The organism is Streptococcus sp. C300 (assembly GCF_000187645.1).
GTDB classification, from domain to species: domain Bacteria; phylum Bacillota; class Bacilli; order Lactobacillales; family Streptococcaceae; genus Streptococcus; species Streptococcus oralis_CQ.
On the sequence record NZ_GL732466.1, the window covers coordinates 460,220 to 476,937 of the forward strand.

Sequence of the window (16,718 nt, forward strand, 5' to 3'; positions counted from 1 at the left end):
TTTGATTATGAAAGGAAAGTAAAAAATATGAAATCATACTTTAAAGTATCACTAGCCCTTGTGGCTTCACTTGTCCTCCTGCTCGGATGTTCCAAACAAGCATCAACACCTGCTAACAGCAGTAGCAAAGAAGACACAACAACTCAGTCAAGTGAGAGCAAACAAAGCAGTCAACAATCATCTGAAAAGAAAGAAACAACTAAAACACATACCTTTGTAAACAAGAATAATTCTGGAATCACTTCTAACTTGGTTTATACTGTAGAAGGCGACAATGTTATCAAGCAAACCGCTCATAATGTTGCAGATCCTGATATTCTTAACGCAACTCCAGAAGATGTCAAGAGTTTTATCGAAGAAAAGTACAAAGGTTATAATGGACTCAAAGGTGTTAAACAAACGATTGAAATCAAAGATGGAAAAGTTGTTCAAAATCTAGAAGTTGACTTCTCAGTTGCAAGCATTAGCGAACTTAGAAAAGCACTTCCTGAAGAATATTCTGGTATCGGCAATCGTGTCAGTTTCTCAAACTCTAAAAAAGCACTGGAAAAAATGGGATTCACAGAAAAGACGAACTAATCTCCCAAAATTTCATATAGACTAGTGTAGGCCCACCCCAAAAGTTAGACACAACTCTGACTCTTGGGGTATTTTACTATATTCCTAACTGATGAGTCCAATAGATTCCTCCAAATCCCATAAAAAGTGCATTTGAAACTTCATCCACTTTTCAATCCATAGGATAAAAGTTCTTTGAAATAGATCGAGAGAAAACTTTAATCGTCTGACTAGTTTCTGTTCATTGTCATGTCAGGTCAGATGAGAGGGGAGGTCTAGTTGATTTTGAAGTAGAATCATGTTATAATACAAAATACTTTGATTATGAAAGGAAATTCTATGAAAACTTATGTTAAAACTTCACTAGCCCTAGTGGCTTCACTTGTCCTCCTGCTCGGATGCTCTAAACAAGCATCAACTCCTACCAATAGTAGTGCCAAGGAAGACAAAACTGCTCAATCAAGCGAAAACAAGCAGAGCAACCAACAATCATCTGAAAAGAAAGAAGAAACGAAAACTCACACCTTTGTTCACAACAGCAAGCCTGGTATTCATTCTACCTTGACTTATACTGTAAAGGGGGATGATGTTGTAAAACAAACTGCTCATAATGTATTTGACCCTGAGAAACTTAATAATACCGCGGAAGGTATTAAGCAAATTGTTGACGATACTAATAAAGGTTATGAAGGGGTCAAAGGGGTTACACAAAAAGTTGAAATTCAAGACGAAAAAGTTATCCAAAACATCGAGGTTGACATGTCTGTCGCAAGTCTTGACGAACTGAAAAAAGCAATGCCGAATGAATATTATGGTATTGGAAACCGTGTAAGCTTTGCTGCTTCGAAAAAAAAGCTTAAAGAGGCTGGTTATACCGAACAAACCAACTAATGAGTCGTGCTCATACAAAAAATTCTTGGTCGATGACCAAGAATTTTTTCATTCCATCTCAAAAACGTCACTCTCTTGTTTGTTTGGTAGAACCAATGAAAGCAAGATTCCGATAATAGCTGGCACTAGCCATGGAAGAGAGGCTGACGCAAACGGAAGGGCATTAATCAGATTTTCTAGAAACTCAATCTTAAAGGAACTTCCAAGGACGCTTGCAAGAGCAATAGCTGTAACAAGCCCAATAGTTAACTGCATGCCCGGTTTTGATAGGGCGACAAACTTATTCACAATCACGATCATCACAATGGCGATGGTGATTGGGTACAAGATTACCAGTACTGGCACTGAGTACTTAATGATTGCATCCAAACCGAGGTTTGCAATAGCAAATCCAATCAAGGTAAAGGCAGTGGCATAGACCTTGTAGCTGATTTGTGGGAAACGTTCGTTAAAGAACTCTGCTGTCGACACAATCAAGCCAACTGTCGTTGTGAAGCAGGTTACAGTTACCATAACAGCAAGGAAGAGTTGAGCTGTTGATCCAAAGATTTCCTGAGTTGCTTGCGACAAGATATAAACACCTGGTGTTCCACCCTTCATCGCTTCGGCTGGTACTGGGAAGTGATTTCCAAGGAATCCTAAACCGATATAAAGAGCGCTAAAGGCAAGAGCTACAACGATACCAACCACCCAAATAGTTGAAATATACTCTTTCTTACTGGAGAATCCAAGTTGTTTCAAGGTTTGAACTGCAATCACACTGAAGGCAACTGAAGCAAGGGCATCTAAGGTATTATAACCTTCTAGGAATCCTGTCCCGAAAGCAGAAGATTGATAGGCCGCTGAAGCTACTTGAGGGCTTGTTCCACCATATTTGAAGGCACCTAGTACAACCAAGATAACGATCAACAAGGCAAAGACTGGCGTTAAGATGCGTCCGATTCGATCCAAGATTTTTGATGGATTGAGCGAGATTAAATAAGCCGCTGCAAAGTAAAGCACGGTAAAGACATTCAATCCTAGACCTTTGTTTGCTTCGGATAAGAGGGGGCTAATCCCAACTTCGTAAGCTGTTGTTGCTGTACGCGGAATGGCAAAGAAGGGGCCAATTGATAGATAGAGGACTGCAAGATAAAGCGTCGCAAACCAAGGTGAGATTTTCTTAGAAATCTCGTGAATGTATCCTTTCGGGTTTAGCGTTCCAATAATAAGTGTCAAGACGGCAATACCGACACCTGAAAAGACAAAACCTGCGATGGCAGGAAGAAACTGTTCTCCAGATAGGGCACCTAGAGAAGGCGGAAAGATCAAGTTCCCCGCACCAAAAAATATTCCAAACAGGAGCAAGCCTGTTAGGGCACCTTTTTTAGCCATAAAAATCTCCTTCATATTTCTAAAATACTGACCTAGTATACCATGATTAAGACTCTGAAAAAAGTATCCAAAATTAATCATTGAATGTTTTCAATATTTTTAAAAATAAGAATTATCTAAAAACAAAATCCCTCACTCAGTTGGAACCGAGCAAGGGAAGGTTAGGATCTGTCACTATATATTTAAAGATTTTCAAAGGCCGTCATTCCACCTTGGACATTGATAACTTCATAACCCTGTTCAACTAGAAATTGACAAGCACGCGCTGAACGCATTCCAGATTTACAAATGACATAATGCAAGAGGTCCTTGTCCAACTGATCATAGATATCAGCTAATTGACTAAGTGGTAGGTTTTGAGCACCTTCTAAATGAAGCGTCTGGAACTCTTCTACTTCTCTCACGTCCACTAGAGAAAGTTGCTCATTTTGATAAAGCTGGTAAAAATCGTTAAAAGTAATTTCTTTCATTTTGTTTCTCCAAGAATCTTTTGAATTCTTTTTTTCAAATCGGGCACTACTTCTGACTCAAACCAAGGATTTTTGGCCATCCAGATTTGATTACGGGGAGAAGGGTGAACTAGGGGGAAATACTCAGGCAAATGGTCTTTGTAATGTTTTACCCGCTCTGTTACCTTGCCACTAACCTTCTCATGAAGATAATAGGCCTGAGCATATTGTCCAATCAAAAGGGTCAATTCAATATTTGGACATTCCTTGAGGAGTTGTGGGTGCCATTTTTCGGCAAAGCCTTTACGAGGTGGAAGGTCGCCTGATTTTCCATGTCCTGGAAAGTAGAAATCCATAGGCAAAACAGCAAAATATCCTGAATTGTAAAAGGTATCTTCATCTACACCTAACCACTCACGCAGACGATTACCACTCTTATCCTTCCAATAAATCCCAGCTTCTTGTGTTTTGAGTCCAGGAGCCTGACCGACAATATTGATGCGAGCTGTCTTTGGCGCTGCAAAGAGGGGCTCTATCCCCTGATCTGTATAGCTTTTGTTTTGCGAATCTGCCATGATGGCTTGTTTGATCTTTTCGATTTGAGACATCTGTTTTCCCTCCAAAAAGAAGTCCAAGCATAAAATCTCAGACTTCTAAAGACTTATTTAATCAATTCATAGATAGCTTCGGCATAGATTGCTGCTGCTCGGAAGAGATCGTCCAAGGCGATAAATTCATTGGCTTGATGCATTGTATCGATAGAATCTGGGAACATCGCACCGTAGGCAACACCACGTTCTAGCAAACGACCAAAGGTTCCACCACCGATGACTTGCTCATGACCTTGAAGTCCAGTTTGTTTTTCATAGACATTCAACAAGGTTTGAACAAGTGGATCTTCCATTGGCACATAGTGAGGTGTGTGTCCATGTTCAGACAAGCTAACAGAAACAACTGGCAAGTTTTCAAGGATTGACTTGATTTGTTCTGGACTTGTTCCTTTTGGATAACGGAAGTTAAGGGCAATAGTATTGTCAGCACTTGCCTCGTCGAAGCGGAAAACACCCGCATTCATAGAAAGGGCACCCATCTTTTCATCCACATGAGCAACTTTCAAGTTTTTACCTTCGTGGTCGTTCAAGAGAATCTTACCAGCAATCTCAAGATAGTCTTTAGCAGGTCCCGCAAAGTCAAATTGGCTGAGGAAGAGGGCAAGATAAGTTGCACCGTTGACACCTGATGCAGGCATAGCACCGTGAGCTGATTTACCGATAATAGTAACCTTGTACTGACCGTTTTCTTCTTGCATTTCTCCTCTGAGTTTGTGTTCTGCAACAAAGGCATCTAGTTTCTCTTGCAAGTCAGCCAAATCACCTGAAACGAGTGCCGTTGCTGATTCTGGTACCATGTTTTCACGCAAACCACCCGTGAAGCTGTGAAGACGAGCTGCACCTGTATTTTCACCTGCAAAATGGAGATATTCAGTGATGTTTCCTTTTTCACCGTTGATGATAGGGAATTCAGCATCTGGAGAGAAACCAAAGTCTGGTTTTGCTAGTCCTACATGGTCAAAATAGTAGTCCATGTCTGCCCAGCCTGATTCTTCATCAGTTCCCACGATAAAGCGAACTTTCTTAGAAGTTGGAAGGCCCAATTCTTTGATGATTTTCAAGCCATAGTAACAAGCTGTTGTAGGCCCCTTGTCGTCCGAAGCTCCACGCGCATAAAGGCGACCATCTTTGATAGTTGGTGTGTAAGGATCTGTGTCCCAACCGCTACCAGCAGGCACCACGTCCATGTGGGCAAAAATTCCAAGAACTTCTTCTCCATCACCAAACTCAAAATGTCCAGCATAGTTGTCGACATTGGTAGTTGGATAGCCATCGCGGTCTGCGATTTCAAGGAATTTTTCCAAAGCTTTTACTGGCCCAGGTCCAAATGGATGCTGAGCGTCCGCCTTGCTGTCGTCACGTTCTGAGTTGATTTCCAAAAGGCTAAACAAGTCAGCCAAGAGGTCTTCTTTGCGTTTTTCTACTTCTGCTGTAAAATCAATTGCTGTCATTTTTTCTTCTTTCTATCTTTTCTCGATGATTTCATCTACTGGCAAGCGGTAGCTTGGTTCCAATTTTTCGTCAGTGTAACCTACCGTAATCAAGAGTTCTGGACGGAAACGGTCTTCAATTTCCAAAACTTCATTGACTTTTGATTTGTCAAAACCAAGGATAATATTGGAACCGATCCCTTGGTCTGTCAAAGCCAGAACCAAGTTCATGGCAACCAAACCTGCATTGAGGGCTAGGTAGTCGCTGACTTGTTGCTCACTGTAACGCGCAAACTCGGCAGGCAAATTTTTCATAAAGTATTGAAGTTGCTCTTCTGAGAAATTGTTAGCACCACCAATACGGGCAATCTTGCGAGCGCGTTTGGCTAGATCTGTATCGGTAAACAAGGCAATGGTCACTGGCGCAGACGAAACCTGCTCAAAGTTCGAACCATAAGCCAATTTTGCCAATTCAGCATTTTTCTGACGAACCACCACAAACTTCCATGGTTGGCTATTGTGGGCACTTGGAGCCAAAGTCGCGATTTCGATAGCTGTACGAACATCTTTTGGATCCACAGGCTTGTCAATAAAATGCTTGGTCGCATGACGTTTTTTATTTAATTCAAGAAATTTCATAATCGATTTCCTTTTCTAATTCTACTGCTTCCATTCTACCATATTCTGAAAGAGCTTGCAGAGATTTTTCATAGAAAGAAATTGGAACACGGATGAGTAACCAAACGAAGTCCATCATTTAAGTCAGGGATTCCCTCATCCAGTTCCTACTATTTTTCAATGGCTTAAAGAAACTAGTCTATCTTGTATTCTGACTTTATAGCCTCCAAGAAATCCTTCACATCCTCTACATACCCATGCTTTTCAATTAAGCTAGCTAAGAGTTCTAGATTGTGCCCCCGATAGTTGTCATCTCGGCGTAGTTCTTCATACATTTCGATAAAGGGAAGGCCCTTGGACTTGGCCAATTCTAACTCCGCTTCATAATCATAAGCAATTTTACGAAACAGGATATTGACCAATTCCCCATCTTCAACCTCTATCACGGTATACTGTGCACGGTGGTTTTTCAACGCCTCCCAATCAAAATAGGGCATACCAATCGAACCTGGATTGATGATTTGTTGCCCTTGACTGCCGTAACGAAGCAACTGCTTGTGAACATGACCATAGACTGCCACGTCCGTTTCCGCATCTAGCAGTTGGTCAAATTTTTCTGTATCATTCCCAACCAACAAGTCACCTCCATAATTTTTGTAAGGTAAATTATGAGTGAGAGAAAAACGTAGCCCATCCACTTCTTTCTTTTCCAGCAAAGGTAAGCTTCGTAGCCAGACAATCGTTGCAGGATCCATTCGCTCCATTAAAAACTGGGTCATTCGCATGAGCTGGATGTCTTGCGGATTTTCCAAACCGTATTCGCCATCCAAGGCCTCTAGGACGCAATCATCCCAGTTCCCACGAACAGCCACCGTAATCGGAAGGTCTTTTAGCAGGGCGACCAAGTCATTTGCACCTGGTCCGGGAAGAAAAATATCTCCCAGAAGCCAATACTCTGTCGCTTCCAGCTTTTTAGCATCTGCAATCACTGCTTCTAGGGCCGTCGCATTGCCATGAATATCTGATAAAATTGCGATTTTATGGTTCATGATGTTCTCCTTCTGTTTGATAATCTACTCTTTCTTCCGCAACTTGAGCCAGTTCCACTGCCTCCTGCGGGTTCAACTTTCTTTGCACAGCTTCTGCGACTGCTCTTGGTACTCCAACTTCGACAATCTCATCCACACTGGCTTCCTTGATTTTAGTGAGAGATTTAAAATGCTTCATGAGATTCTGCTTGCGTTTAGGCCCCAGACCGTCAATCCCATCCAATTGAGATGAAAAAGAATTTTTTGAGCGCAGTTGGCGGTGGAAAGTGATAGCAAAGCGGTGCACCTCATCCTGAATCCGTTGGAGGAGAAAAAATTCCTGAGAATTGCGAGACAACTCCACCACTTCAAGTGGATCTCCGAAGAGCAGTTCATGGGTTTGGTGCTTGTCATTCTTTTGCAGACCTGCAATTGGAATATCCAAGCCCAGCTCCTCTTGGATGACCTGCTTAGCGATATTGACCTGACCTTGTCCCCCATCAATCACAATCAAATCTGGTGGGGTCAAACCTTCTCGTTGTACTCGACCATAACGTCTGCGAATGACTTCTCGCATACTCGCATAATCGTCTGGACCCACAACCGTTTTTATCTTGTACTTACGGTAATCCTTCTTACTCGGTTTACCGTTGACAAAGACCACCATAGCCGAAACAGGGCTAGTTCCCATGATATTGGAGTTGTCGAAGGACTCAATGCGAACCGGAGTTGGTATTTGAAGCAAGTGTCCTAGATTTTCAATAGCTCCTTGGGTCTTTTCGACAGATTTTTCTAGCAGATTGAACTTCTGCTCCAGACTGACACGGGCATTTTTGATGGCTAGATTGACCAGCTGTTTTTTCTCTCCACGCTGGGGTTTGAGAATCTTGGTATCCGCCAAGGCCTTGACTGCTTCTTCGTCAATATCCTGCGGAATCAATACCTCATTGGGAACCAGGTGAGATTTTTCTTGATAAAATTGTCCCACATAGGTCAAGAAGTCCTCATCCGGATCATTGTAGTAGGGGAAGAGGTTGACGTCCCGCTCAATGAGCTTACCTTGACGAACAAAGAAAACCTGAACACACATCCAGCCTTTATCCACATAGTAACCAAAGACGTCCCGATTTTGGAGATCCTTCGCCATAACTCGTTGCTTGGTCCGAAGCGTTCCAATGGCCTGAATCAGGTCACGGTATTCCGCTGCACGTTCAAACTCCATACTTTGAGCTGCCTTTGCCATCTTACCCTTAAGGTCATCGATGATTTTGTCATCCTGTCCCTTTAGGAAATCAGAAACCTCCTGAGCCATGGACTTGAAATAAGCCCCATCTTTTTTACAGATGGTGTGGGCCATACACTGGCCGATATGGTAGTAAAAACAGACCTTAGAAGGAGGATTGGTACACTTACGAAAAGGAAAAATCCGATCCAGTAGTCTCTTGATTTCATTGGCTGCCCCCACATCTGGATAAGGACCAAAATAAAGACCACCATCCTTTTTGACCTGACGGGTGATAATCAATCGAGGATAACGCTCATTGGTGATTTTGATGAAGGGATAGGACTTGTCATCCTTGAGCATGATATTGTACTTGGGCTTATTTTCCTTGATGAGGTTGATTTCTAAGAGAAGTGCCTCAATATTGGACTCGGTGACGATAAATTCAAAATCTACAATTTCAGATACCAGAGCCTCCGTCTTGGTATCGTGACTTCCACGGAAGTAGGACCGCACGCGATTGCGCAGATTTTTAGCCTTTCCTACATAGATAATGGTGCCATTTTTATCCTTGTGAATGTAACAACCAGGGCTGGTTGGCAGGAGCTCTAGTTTTGATTTGATCAAGTTATTCATAGTTCCATTATAGCAAAAAGGCTGTAACAGGACGAACAAAAAGCCCCACCAATCACTTGTTGGAGGAGCTTTGATTTCATTTCGGATTGCACCGACTTCATCTAGTCGCTACTGGTATAGAGTTCTTGAACAGCTGTCACATCCTGCGGCTGAATTCCATAGTAAGAGCCGGCAGGCTGCATAACAGAAGTTTCGTTGGTATGATCCAATCCGATGGCATGCCCCAGCTCGTGCTCCGCCGTGTGCACGATCCGTTCATAAGAATAACCATAACTTGGATTGGATAGATAATAGTGATTCAGGCGAACCGTTACAGATATAAATTGTTTGGTTAACAAATTGGTTTGACTCTCGGCTTGACCTGCTACAGCGGTCGATCCATCATTCATCTCACTTGCCACAATATCTGCCTGGCTAGGATCCGCAACCACCTCAAAGGTAAAGGCTCCCGTTTGATTCCAGTTTTTTATGGCTTCTGCATAGGCACCTTGGAAGGTTTCATCCATTTGAGGCTCAATATAGATGCGAGCTGAGGCCTGAGCCCACTTGCCTTCTGCATGTTGGTGACTGTCTGTCTGAGACAAGACTTCCAGCGTTCCCGTCTCCTTCCATTGATTCCAGCCACCTTGACCAATCTTGCTCATTTTTTCAACCTGATTGACCGCAGAATGAAAATCACCTGTCAGATACCAAACCACTCCAAAGGCAATGAGCAGTAGAATGACCACAGTCCAAACCAGACGCCAGAAGAAACGCCAAATTCCCAAAAGAAATCGGAAGAATAATCGAATAATCCAGAACATGACGCCCCACCTTTCATAAAAATAAGAACCTATCTTGAAATCACGTTCTCCTTGATCAAGATAGATTCTCTATTTTACTGAAGAAAGCTGAAAGAAACCTAAAACTAAGATAAGCGCTCTTCCAAAACAAAGTCAATTGGTAGAGTAGCTAAAAAACGTTCCAATTGTTTTTCCCAGTAGTACCACTCGTGCTTACCTGGACTATGACTATAGGTCACCTCAAAACCAAGATTTTTGAGGTTTTTCACTGCGAGATTATTGGCAGAGTAGAGATAGTCTTGCTCCCCACACCAAGCCCATAGTTTGGTCTTTTTATCGGATTTTGCAGCCATGCTTTCAAGCGAATGAGGGCTAGCTGTCCAGTCTTTAATCTCTCCAAAAACTCCTCGCCAGTAGGCAAGTGACCCCAGATCCTGACTTTCAGGAGAAAATTCCTGAAAACTGAGCGCACCAGAAAAACTAGCCGCATGAGAAAAACGATTTGTCGATAGAGCGAGTTTGAAGGAACCGTATCCACCCATGGATAGGCCTGCTATGAAAGTTTTTTCTCGCTTGCTGGTCATATTGGGGAAGAAACGTTTCATGACTTGGGGGAGTTCTTCTGCTAGAGCTGTATAGTAGTTATAGCCATACTGAGTATCTGTGTACCAGCCATTGCTAGTATTGGGCATGATAACAATGAGATTGGTTCCACGCAACAAGCGTTCGACATTGGTACGTTTGAGCCAGCTATTTTGGTTTCCTGACATTCCGTGCAAAAGATAAAGGACAGGAATATCTGTGCAATCTGGTTCAGTCACCCGACTAGCATCTGGATAGAGTACGGTAACGCCCCACTCCATATCCAAAACTTCTGAGTAATACTCAATATTCATAACTGCCATGGTTGTCTCCTTTTACTATTCTATAAGAAAAAGCCGAATTTCGACTTTTTCTGTAGGTATTCTGCTTATTATTTTGCTTCCATCACGACTGGCAAGATTGCTGGACGACGTTTAGTTTGGTCAAAGAGGTACTTGGCCAAGCCATCACGGACCTTTCCTTTGAGATCTGCCCAGTCAAAGTCATCACCTTGAAGATACTCTTCTACCGTTTGGTTAATCAATTCTGAACTTTCACGGAGAATATCACGGCTCTTCTTGAGGTAAACAAATCCACGTGTATGGACGCGAGCCTTGGCCACAATTTTCTTCTCACGACGGTTGACTGTGATCGCCACGATAAAGATTCCATCCTCTGACAAGACTTTACGGTCACGAAGGACGACATTTCCAACATCCCCGATGGCATTTCCGTCAATCAAGACATCACCTGCAGAAACTGCTCCAGCTGGAACAAAGTCTCCATGTTCATAAGACATGGTCGTTCCCTTTTTAGGGATGAAAATGCGTTCTGGCAACATTCCAACTGCCATGGCAGCCTTGGCATGCGCATCTAACTCACGATACTCCCCTTGAATAGGGAAGAGGTAGTTTGGTTGCAAAAGATTGATCATCAACTGCAAATCACGCGCATTCCCGTGTCCGGATACTCGCAAGCTCTGGGTAATGAGTTTCACCACACCACCAGCTTGGTAGATCATGTTTTCAACACGCGCCATGACAGCTTCTTTGGCGATAGATGGAGTGGTTACGATATAGACCAAATCCCCATCTTTGATTTCCACATAGCGATGGCGTCCAATGGACATCTTACGAAGTCCATTAATCGGCTCACCCATACGGCCCGTCTCAAGGATAATCAACTCATGGTCTTCAAAACGAGACATGTCTTTGGGTTTGATCAAGAGACTTTCGTTGGCTAGAGACAATTTTTTGAGACGAATCGCTGTGCGGACGATATTTTCAACATCAAATCCAGTCAAAACAACTCGACGACCTGTATCCGCAGCAGCATCAAAGACCTGCTGGATACGAGAGAGGTTGCTGGCAACAGCCGCAACGATGATACGACCTTCCCAGTCTGCAATGGTCTGGGTAATTTCGTCTCCAACTTCACTCTCACTCGCCACTTGGATATTGCTATCTGCATTGGCTGAATCACTGAGGAGCGCCAAGACACCATCACGACCAATCTCGGCCAAGCGAGCAAAATCCGTCGCATAGGATTCACTAGCAGTCTGGTCAAACTTGAAGTCCCCTGTGTAAACAATGCTACCTTTTGGAGTTTTCAAGACGACTCCCAAACTTTCTGGAATGGAGTGAGTTGTACGGAAGAAGGAAACCTCAGTTCCTCCAAAGTCAATCTCCGTATCCTCATCAATCACATGGAAGTCATTGAATTTCTTAACAGCATCATTGCCTTTAACAAAGAGTTTTGCCAACTCAATGGTCAACTCAGAACCAAACACAGGCACCTTAGCCTCTGCTAAAAGATAAGGCAAGGCACCAATAGCATCTGCATGTCCGTGGGTCAAAAAGACCCCTGCAATACGATCTCTATTTTCAAAAAGGTAGTCCATATTTGGAATGACGACATCAACCCCAAGCTGTTCATTTTCAGGGTATTTAAGCCCAGCATCCAAAACAAAAATAGAACCATCGATTTCAGCGATGTACATATTTTTCCCATTTTCTCGTACACCACCTAGTGTTGTTAAACTGATATTACTCATTTTTCCTCCGAAACTTCATTTATCTTGATTATAGGGCGAATTCACCCTCTTATTCTAAAAGTTCTAAAACTTTCAGCCGAATCTTTTCCTACCATTATACCATTTTTTTGATTATTTTCAAAACGAAGATCGGTTTTTAACTAGAGATTAGTCACTACTGTGAATCAAATTTTTTTACTTTGACTTCTCTTTTGGAGGCTTCATCGAAGATAATAGAACGATTATACTATCAAAATTATGGACTTTCTGAATCAATTTGATTTCAGATACCTTTCTCGAACTCTAAATTTCTCTTTTAGTTCAAAACAAGTTAAATTCTTGCCCTTTACCTCTCGACTTGAGAGCTATTTTCTACAAAGACATGGTTTATCTGCATATAAAAGCGAGAATTTCCTGTTCGCTACAGAATCTAAAATTTTTTCAGCAATTAACCATTAAGATGGAGCTTAACGATAGGAAATTTCTTCAAAAAGAAAAAAGACTTAGAAATTCTAAATCTTTTTATCATCTTTAGTTTGGATAGATATAAGTTACGTTACCTAAAAATTCATGAGGATTAAAGAAGCCACGGTAATTTGCAATCTGCTTTTGACGTCTGTAGTTTGCTTCCAATACCTGGATAGAGTTTTCACTTTGAACATCTGTGACATAAGCAACGTGTCCATATTCACCACCATCCCAAACGGCGATTGCTCCTACTACTGGAACACTTCCTGTCTTATAACCTTGAGCGCTCGCGTAGATTGCCCACGTGTTGGCATTTCCCCACCAGTTGCTTGCCCAAGGCGCCAATTCTTTCACGCCCCATGTACACTGACCAACAGGATAAGAGTTGCCATAGTTTGTTGGAGTCTTTTCGACAACATCCTCTGTATCTGATACCACATTCGCAGTGCTAGCTGGAGCACTGTAGGTTGAGCTAGCCTGAGCGGAACCACTTACTTCCAATACATCGCCTGGGTGGATAGTGTCAAAGATGGTTTTTCCATTCAAAGCTGCCAACTCATGCGGATCCATGCCGTTTGCAGTTGCAATTGCATAAAATGAATCACCGTCTTGGACAACGTAAGAGTTCGCATGAACAGTTTGAGCCCCAACTGTAGCAAAAATAGCGGTAGAAGTCAAACCAAGAGTCAGTTTCGTAACTGTTTTTTTCATAACTAGATTCCCCTTATATTTTCTTGATAAGAAAATCATACTTGATTTACATGTCAGTTCGTTTAGAGTTATATTTTAGTCATGTTACAAAAATTTATACTTTTACTACATCTATTCAAGAAATGACAAAGAAAAAGCTGAGATTGGTTACCTCAGCCTCTTTCCATCTATTTTTCCATTAAAAAGTCATAAATTTCTTGCACTGTCCCCAGCGCCATCATTTCTTGATTTTTTACAGTTTGTTTGAGATTTTGGTAAATCTGACTTTCAGCAATTTCCCTTTTCGGCGCTTCTTTATTGACTGTCATGACACCATCTTTGATCGTCACAAAGCCCAGCTCTTCAAATACTTGGATCATCTTGACCAGCAAGATTTGTTGAATATTGAGATAAGTCGCCAAATCTTTGAGCTTGTAGCGAATATCAAACTCTGGGAACTGGTAAATAGTCTTATACAATTTAGCAAACTGTTCTCTAGTCCCATAGCCTGTCAGATAGTAGGCTTTATCAATGTCATTTTTGAAATAGACAGCAGAGAAGTGCTGTTCTTGAAAAACAGTCTTCAGCAGGCTAATATCCTCAGGAATGGTTTTCACAACAACCGCTTCACTATCCGCAAGATTTGGTAGTTCTCCAGCAAAATCCAAGACTGGAACCCCTTCTGGTAAGACTGCATTCTTCCCACGAATGTTAAAGAGTTGAACACCTTCCACTCGTGCATCCACCATCATCAACTGGAGGGCAGTTTGGCCATTCCATTGATTGACAGACAGGGTGACTGCCAATTCTAGATTCTTGGTTTGAGCAAACTCTGTCGCCCATCTACCTTGTCCAAAGGCCACCACTTCGAAACTCGCCTCACCCTTGGAAATTTTTAGTTTGAGGTGAGCATTGCCTGCTCCCATGGTTCTGGCACTTTCGACATGAAAATCCTTGATATAAAAGACAGGTTTCTGATTGTCCATTCCAAAAGGTGCCAAGCGTTCAAAACTTTTAACCGTTTCTAAGCTAAGTGTCTCCAAATCCAACTCTTCATCTAGATTCAACTTGTTCTTACCACTAGCATCTGCACCTTTTTTACGGATATAGTCTTCCAAGACCTGAGATAAATCTGAAAGTTTCTCTACTTCTAGCGTCATCCCTGCAGCACCAGCATGGCCACCAAAGGCGATAAAGAGGTCTCGATGAGGATCCAGAGCCTCAAAAATATCGACCGCTTCCACACTACGAGCACTACCCTTGGCACGACCGTCTTCTATATTAAGAACGATAACTGTCTGCCCTAGTTCTTCCAACAAACGACCAGCCACGATACCCAGAACGCCAGGATTCCAGCCTTCCTTGGCCAAAACTTGGACCTTCTTCTCAGGATCCACCATGGTCTTAGCTTCTTCATAAATTGACTGAACGATTTCCTTGCGCTCTTCGTTTTTCTGGTGAATCATGAGGGCAATCTCATGCGCTTCCTCATCGTCAAATCCAGTCAACAAATCAATGGCGGGATTAGGATCGTCCAAGCGCCCCAAGGCATTTAAACGAGGGGCAATCTGGAATCCAACCGTTTCTTCTGTCACTTCATTCGCAGCAATCCCAGCCATGTCTAGCATTTCTTGTAGACCGATGCGCTGAGTATGTCCCAACATTTCCAGACCATATTGAACCAAAATACGATTTTCATCTGTCAAGCTCACCATATCTGCAATGGTACCGATAGCGACCAAATCAAGCAATTCCACTTGCACTTCTTCTAAAAGAGCGCAAGCTAGCTTGAAAGCCACTCCACAACCAGCTAGATATTTGAAAGGATAGTCCGCATCCGGATGCTCAGGGTGAACAATGGCATAGGCATTGGGAAGGGTTTCCGGCATAGAATGGTGGTCGGTCACAATGACATCCACTCCCATAGACTGGGCCAGTTCAATGGCCTCGTGACCAGCAACTCCATTATCCACTGTCACAATCAAGGAAATCCCCTCTTGCTCGATAAAGTATTTATAGACACTGGCATTTGGCCCATAGCCATCGGTAAAACGATTGGGCAGGTAAACACGGCACTCGGCGCCAAGCTGTTCCAAACTTTCCTTAACAATAGAAGCTGAAGTCATACCATCCGCATCGTAGTCTCCATAGATGAGAATGTTTTCCCCTTCTTCAATGGCCTGACGAATCCGTTCCACTGCCTTGTCCATATCATGAAGCAGATAGGGGTCATGTAAGTCCTCTAAAGAAGGTTCTAAAAACTTCTTTAGACTTTCTTCATCCTGAATCCCTCTTTCAAATAATAACCGAGCCACCTCAGGACCTAGTCCAGCCTTCTTGGCTATCTTTGTAAAATCCGCATCTTCAACCTGCGGGGCAAACTGCCATTCATAAGTAGGAGTTATCAAATAAACATCCACTCTTTCTAAGAATTCTATCGTTTCATTATAACATGATTTAGGCATTTTCTCTATCCAGATTGCTTTTTTATAACATTTTAGTGAATTTTTCCAGATATAATTTGACAAGAACATTCTTTTGTTGTAGAATCATGTTATAAAATCTAACACAAAGGAGATCTCTCATGGCTTTAGTAGAATTTAAAAACGTCGAAAAATATTACGGAGACTACCACGCACTCCGCGACATCAATCTCCGTTTTGAAAAAGGACAAGTTGTTGTCCTGCTTGGACCTTCTGGTTCTGGGAAGTCCACTCTTATCCGTACGATCAATGGTTTAGAGGCTGTTGACAAAGGAAGTCTCCTAGTCAATGGACACCAAGTAGCAGGTGCCAGTCAGAAGGATTTAGTTCCTCTTCGTAAGGAAGTCGGTATGGTTTTTCAACATTTTAATCTTTATCCACACAAAACAGTGTTAGAAAATATAACACTCGCACCCATAAAAGTTCTAGGAATTGATAAAAAAGAAGCTGAAAAAACAGCCCAAAAATATCTGGAATTTGTAAATATGTGGGACAAGAAAGATTCCTATCCAGCTATGCTATCTGGTGGTCAAAAACAGCGAATCGCGATTGCTCGTGGTCTTGCCATGCATCCGGAACTCCTCCTCTTTGATGAGCCAACATCTGCTCTTGACCCTGAGACTATCGGAGATGTTCTAGCAGTTATGCAAAAACTGGCGCATGATGGGATGAACATGATCATCGTTACCCACGAAATGGGCTTTGCCCGTGAAGTTGCGGACCGCATCATCTTTATGGCCGACGGAGAGGTTTTAGTAGACACGACAGATGTCGATGACTTTTTTGACAATCCAAGCGAACCTCGTGCCCAACAATTCCTCAGCAAAATTATCAATCATGAAAGTGACAAAGTCAAATAAGGAG

General features: G+C 42.4%; 15 protein-coding genes. 3 read left to right on the top strand and 12 right to left on the bottom strand.

The genetic code is table 11. The features are described from left to right. Positions 1–27: 27 nt before the first annotated feature. Complete coding sequence (locus tag HMPREF0849_RS02275) at positions 28–579, top strand: DUF1307 domain-containing protein (protein WP_000844328.1); 552 nt, start codon at positions 28–30, stop codon at positions 577–579. A 318-nt stretch (positions 580–897) separates the two neighbouring features. After that, positions 898–1,449 carry a DUF1307 domain-containing protein gene (locus tag HMPREF0849_RS02280; RefSeq protein ID WP_000861106.1) on the top strand — a complete coding sequence of 184 codons (552 nt, stop codon included), beginning with the start codon at positions 898–900 and terminating at the stop codon, positions 1,447–1,449. A gap of 48 nt (positions 1,450–1,497) precedes the next feature. On the opposite strand, the gene brnQ is transcribed toward HMPREF0849_RS02280, so the two are convergent. The 12 genes from brnQ to recJ all read right to left on the bottom strand — a co-directional run bounded on the left by brnQ (position 1,498) and on the right by recJ (position 15,779). Then, a complete protein-coding gene (gene brnQ / locus HMPREF0849_RS02285; protein ID WP_001074597.1) occupies positions 1,498–2,823 on the bottom strand; it encodes a branched-chain amino acid transport system II carrier protein in 1,326 nt (441 codons plus the stop codon). Positions 2,824–3,005: 182 nt separating this feature from the next. Then, positions 3,006–3,293: a rhodanese-like domain-containing protein gene (locus HMPREF0849_RS02290; RefSeq protein ID WP_000659166.1), complete on the bottom strand. Its 288-nt coding sequence runs from the start codon at positions 3,291–3,293 to the stop codon at positions 3,006–3,008. Next, positions 3,290–3,880, bottom strand: coding sequence for a uracil-DNA glycosylase family protein (locus HMPREF0849_RS02295; protein ID WP_000078105.1), 591 nt, complete (start codon positions 3,878–3,880; stop codon positions 3,290–3,292). Before HMPREF0849_RS02295 ends, HMPREF0849_RS02290 begins: the two co-directional genes overlap by 4 nt. 53 nt (positions 3,881–3,933) lie before the next feature. After that, complete coding sequence (pepV, locus tag HMPREF0849_RS02300) at positions 3,934–5,334, bottom strand: dipeptidase PepV (protein WP_000125056.1); 1,401 nt, start codon at positions 5,332–5,334, stop codon at positions 3,934–3,936. 12 nt (positions 5,335–5,346) lie between these two features. Continuing rightward, the gene (locus HMPREF0849_RS02305) at positions 5,347–5,952 is read right to left on the bottom strand and encodes a nitroreductase family protein (protein ID WP_000670145.1); all 606 of its coding nucleotides are present in this window, start codon (positions 5,950–5,952) and stop codon (positions 5,347–5,349) included. Between the two features lie 173 nt (positions 5,953–6,125). After that, positions 6,126–6,980: a metallophosphoesterase family protein gene (locus tag HMPREF0849_RS02310; protein WP_001015743.1), complete on the bottom strand. Its 855-nt coding sequence runs from the start codon at positions 6,978–6,980 to the stop codon at positions 6,126–6,128. Next, positions 6,970–8,817, bottom strand: coding sequence for an excinuclease ABC subunit UvrC (gene uvrC, locus HMPREF0849_RS02315; RefSeq protein WP_001061155.1), 1,848 nt, complete (start codon positions 8,815–8,817; stop codon positions 6,970–6,972). The genes HMPREF0849_RS02310 and uvrC overlap by 11 nt, the downstream gene beginning before the upstream one ends. Before the next feature lie 101 nt (positions 8,818–8,918). Beyond that, positions 8,919–9,620, bottom strand: a complete 702-nt coding sequence (locus HMPREF0849_RS02320) for a M57 family metalloprotease (protein ID WP_000498555.1) — start codon at positions 9,618–9,620, stop codon at positions 8,919–8,921. A 104-nt stretch (positions 9,621–9,724) separates the two neighbouring features. Then, a complete protein-coding gene (locus HMPREF0849_RS02325) occupies positions 9,725–10,504 on the bottom strand; it encodes an alpha/beta hydrolase (protein WP_000290050.1) in 780 nt (259 codons plus the stop codon). Positions 10,505–10,572: 68 nt separating this feature from the next. Then, positions 10,573–12,234 (bottom strand): ribonuclease J, encoded by a 1,662-nt coding sequence (locus HMPREF0849_RS02330; RefSeq protein WP_000065599.1) that lies wholly within the window; start codon positions 12,232–12,234, stop codon positions 10,573–10,575. A 510-nt stretch (positions 12,235–12,744) separates the two neighbouring features. Beyond that, the gene (locus HMPREF0849_RS02335; protein ID WP_000754472.1) at positions 12,745–13,392 is read right to left on the bottom strand and encodes a COG3942 and LysM peptidoglycan-binding domain-containing protein; all 648 of its coding nucleotides are present in this window, start codon (positions 13,390–13,392) and stop codon (positions 12,745–12,747) included. A 167-nt stretch (positions 13,393–13,559) separates the two neighbouring features. After that, positions 13,560–15,779, bottom strand: a complete 2,220-nt coding sequence (gene recJ / locus HMPREF0849_RS02340; protein WP_033605350.1) for a single-stranded-DNA-specific exonuclease RecJ — start codon at positions 15,777–15,779, stop codon at positions 13,560–13,562. A gap of 176 nt (positions 15,780–15,955) precedes the next feature. On the opposite strand from recJ, the gene HMPREF0849_RS02345 reads away from it, so the two are divergent. After that, positions 15,956–16,714, top strand: coding sequence for an amino acid ABC transporter ATP-binding protein (locus tag HMPREF0849_RS02345; protein ID WP_001229586.1), 759 nt, complete (start codon positions 15,956–15,958; stop codon positions 16,712–16,714). The last annotated feature ends 4 nt before the right edge of the window (positions 16,715–16,718 follow it).

Excerpts from the sequence above, each read along its gene's own strand:
- HMPREF0849_RS02275 (WP_000844328.1), top strand. The coding sequence starts at position 28 with ATGAAATCATACTTTAAAGTATCACTAGCCCTTGTGGCTTCACTTGTC.
- HMPREF0849_RS02280 (WP_000861106.1), top strand. The coding sequence starts at position 898 with ATGAAAACTTATGTTAAAACTTCACTAGCCCTAGTGGCTTCACTTGTC.
- brnQ (WP_001074597.1), bottom strand. The coding sequence starts at position 2,823 with ATGGCTAAAAAAGGTGCCCTAACAGGCTTGCTCCTGTTTGGAATATTT.
- HMPREF0849_RS02290 (WP_000659166.1), bottom strand. The coding sequence starts at position 3,293 with ATGAAAGAAATTACTTTTAACGATTTTTACCAGCTTTATCAAAATGAG.
- HMPREF0849_RS02295 (WP_000078105.1), bottom strand. The coding sequence starts at position 3,880 with ATGTCTCAAATCGAAAAGATCAAACAAGCCATCATGGCAGATTCGCAA.
- pepV (WP_000125056.1), bottom strand. The coding sequence starts at position 5,334 with ATGACAGCAATTGATTTTACAGCAGAAGTAGAAAAACGCAAAGAAGAC.
- HMPREF0849_RS02305 (WP_000670145.1), bottom strand. The coding sequence starts at position 5,952 with ATGAAATTTCTTGAATTAAATAAAAAACGTCATGCGACCAAGCATTTT.
- HMPREF0849_RS02310 (WP_001015743.1), bottom strand. The coding sequence starts at position 6,980 with ATGAACCATAAAATCGCAATTTTATCAGATATTCATGGCAATGCGACG.
- uvrC (WP_001061155.1), bottom strand. The coding sequence starts at position 8,817 with ATGAATAACTTGATCAAATCAAAACTAGAGCTCCTGCCAACCAGCCCT.
- HMPREF0849_RS02320 (WP_000498555.1), bottom strand. The coding sequence starts at position 9,620 with ATGTTCTGGATTATTCGATTATTCTTCCGATTTCTTTTGGGAATTTGG.
- HMPREF0849_RS02325 (WP_000290050.1), bottom strand. The coding sequence starts at position 10,504 with ATGGCAGTTATGAATATTGAGTATTACTCAGAAGTTTTGGATATGGAG.
- HMPREF0849_RS02330 (WP_000065599.1), bottom strand. The coding sequence starts at position 12,234 with ATGAGTAATATCAGTTTAACAACACTAGGTGGTGTACGAGAAAATGGG.
- HMPREF0849_RS02335 (WP_000754472.1), bottom strand. The coding sequence starts at position 13,392 with ATGAAAAAAACAGTTACGAAACTGACTCTTGGTTTGACTTCTACCGCT.
- HMPREF0849_RS02345 (WP_001229586.1), top strand. The coding sequence starts at position 15,956 with ATGGCTTTAGTAGAATTTAAAAACGTCGAAAAATATTACGGAGACTAC.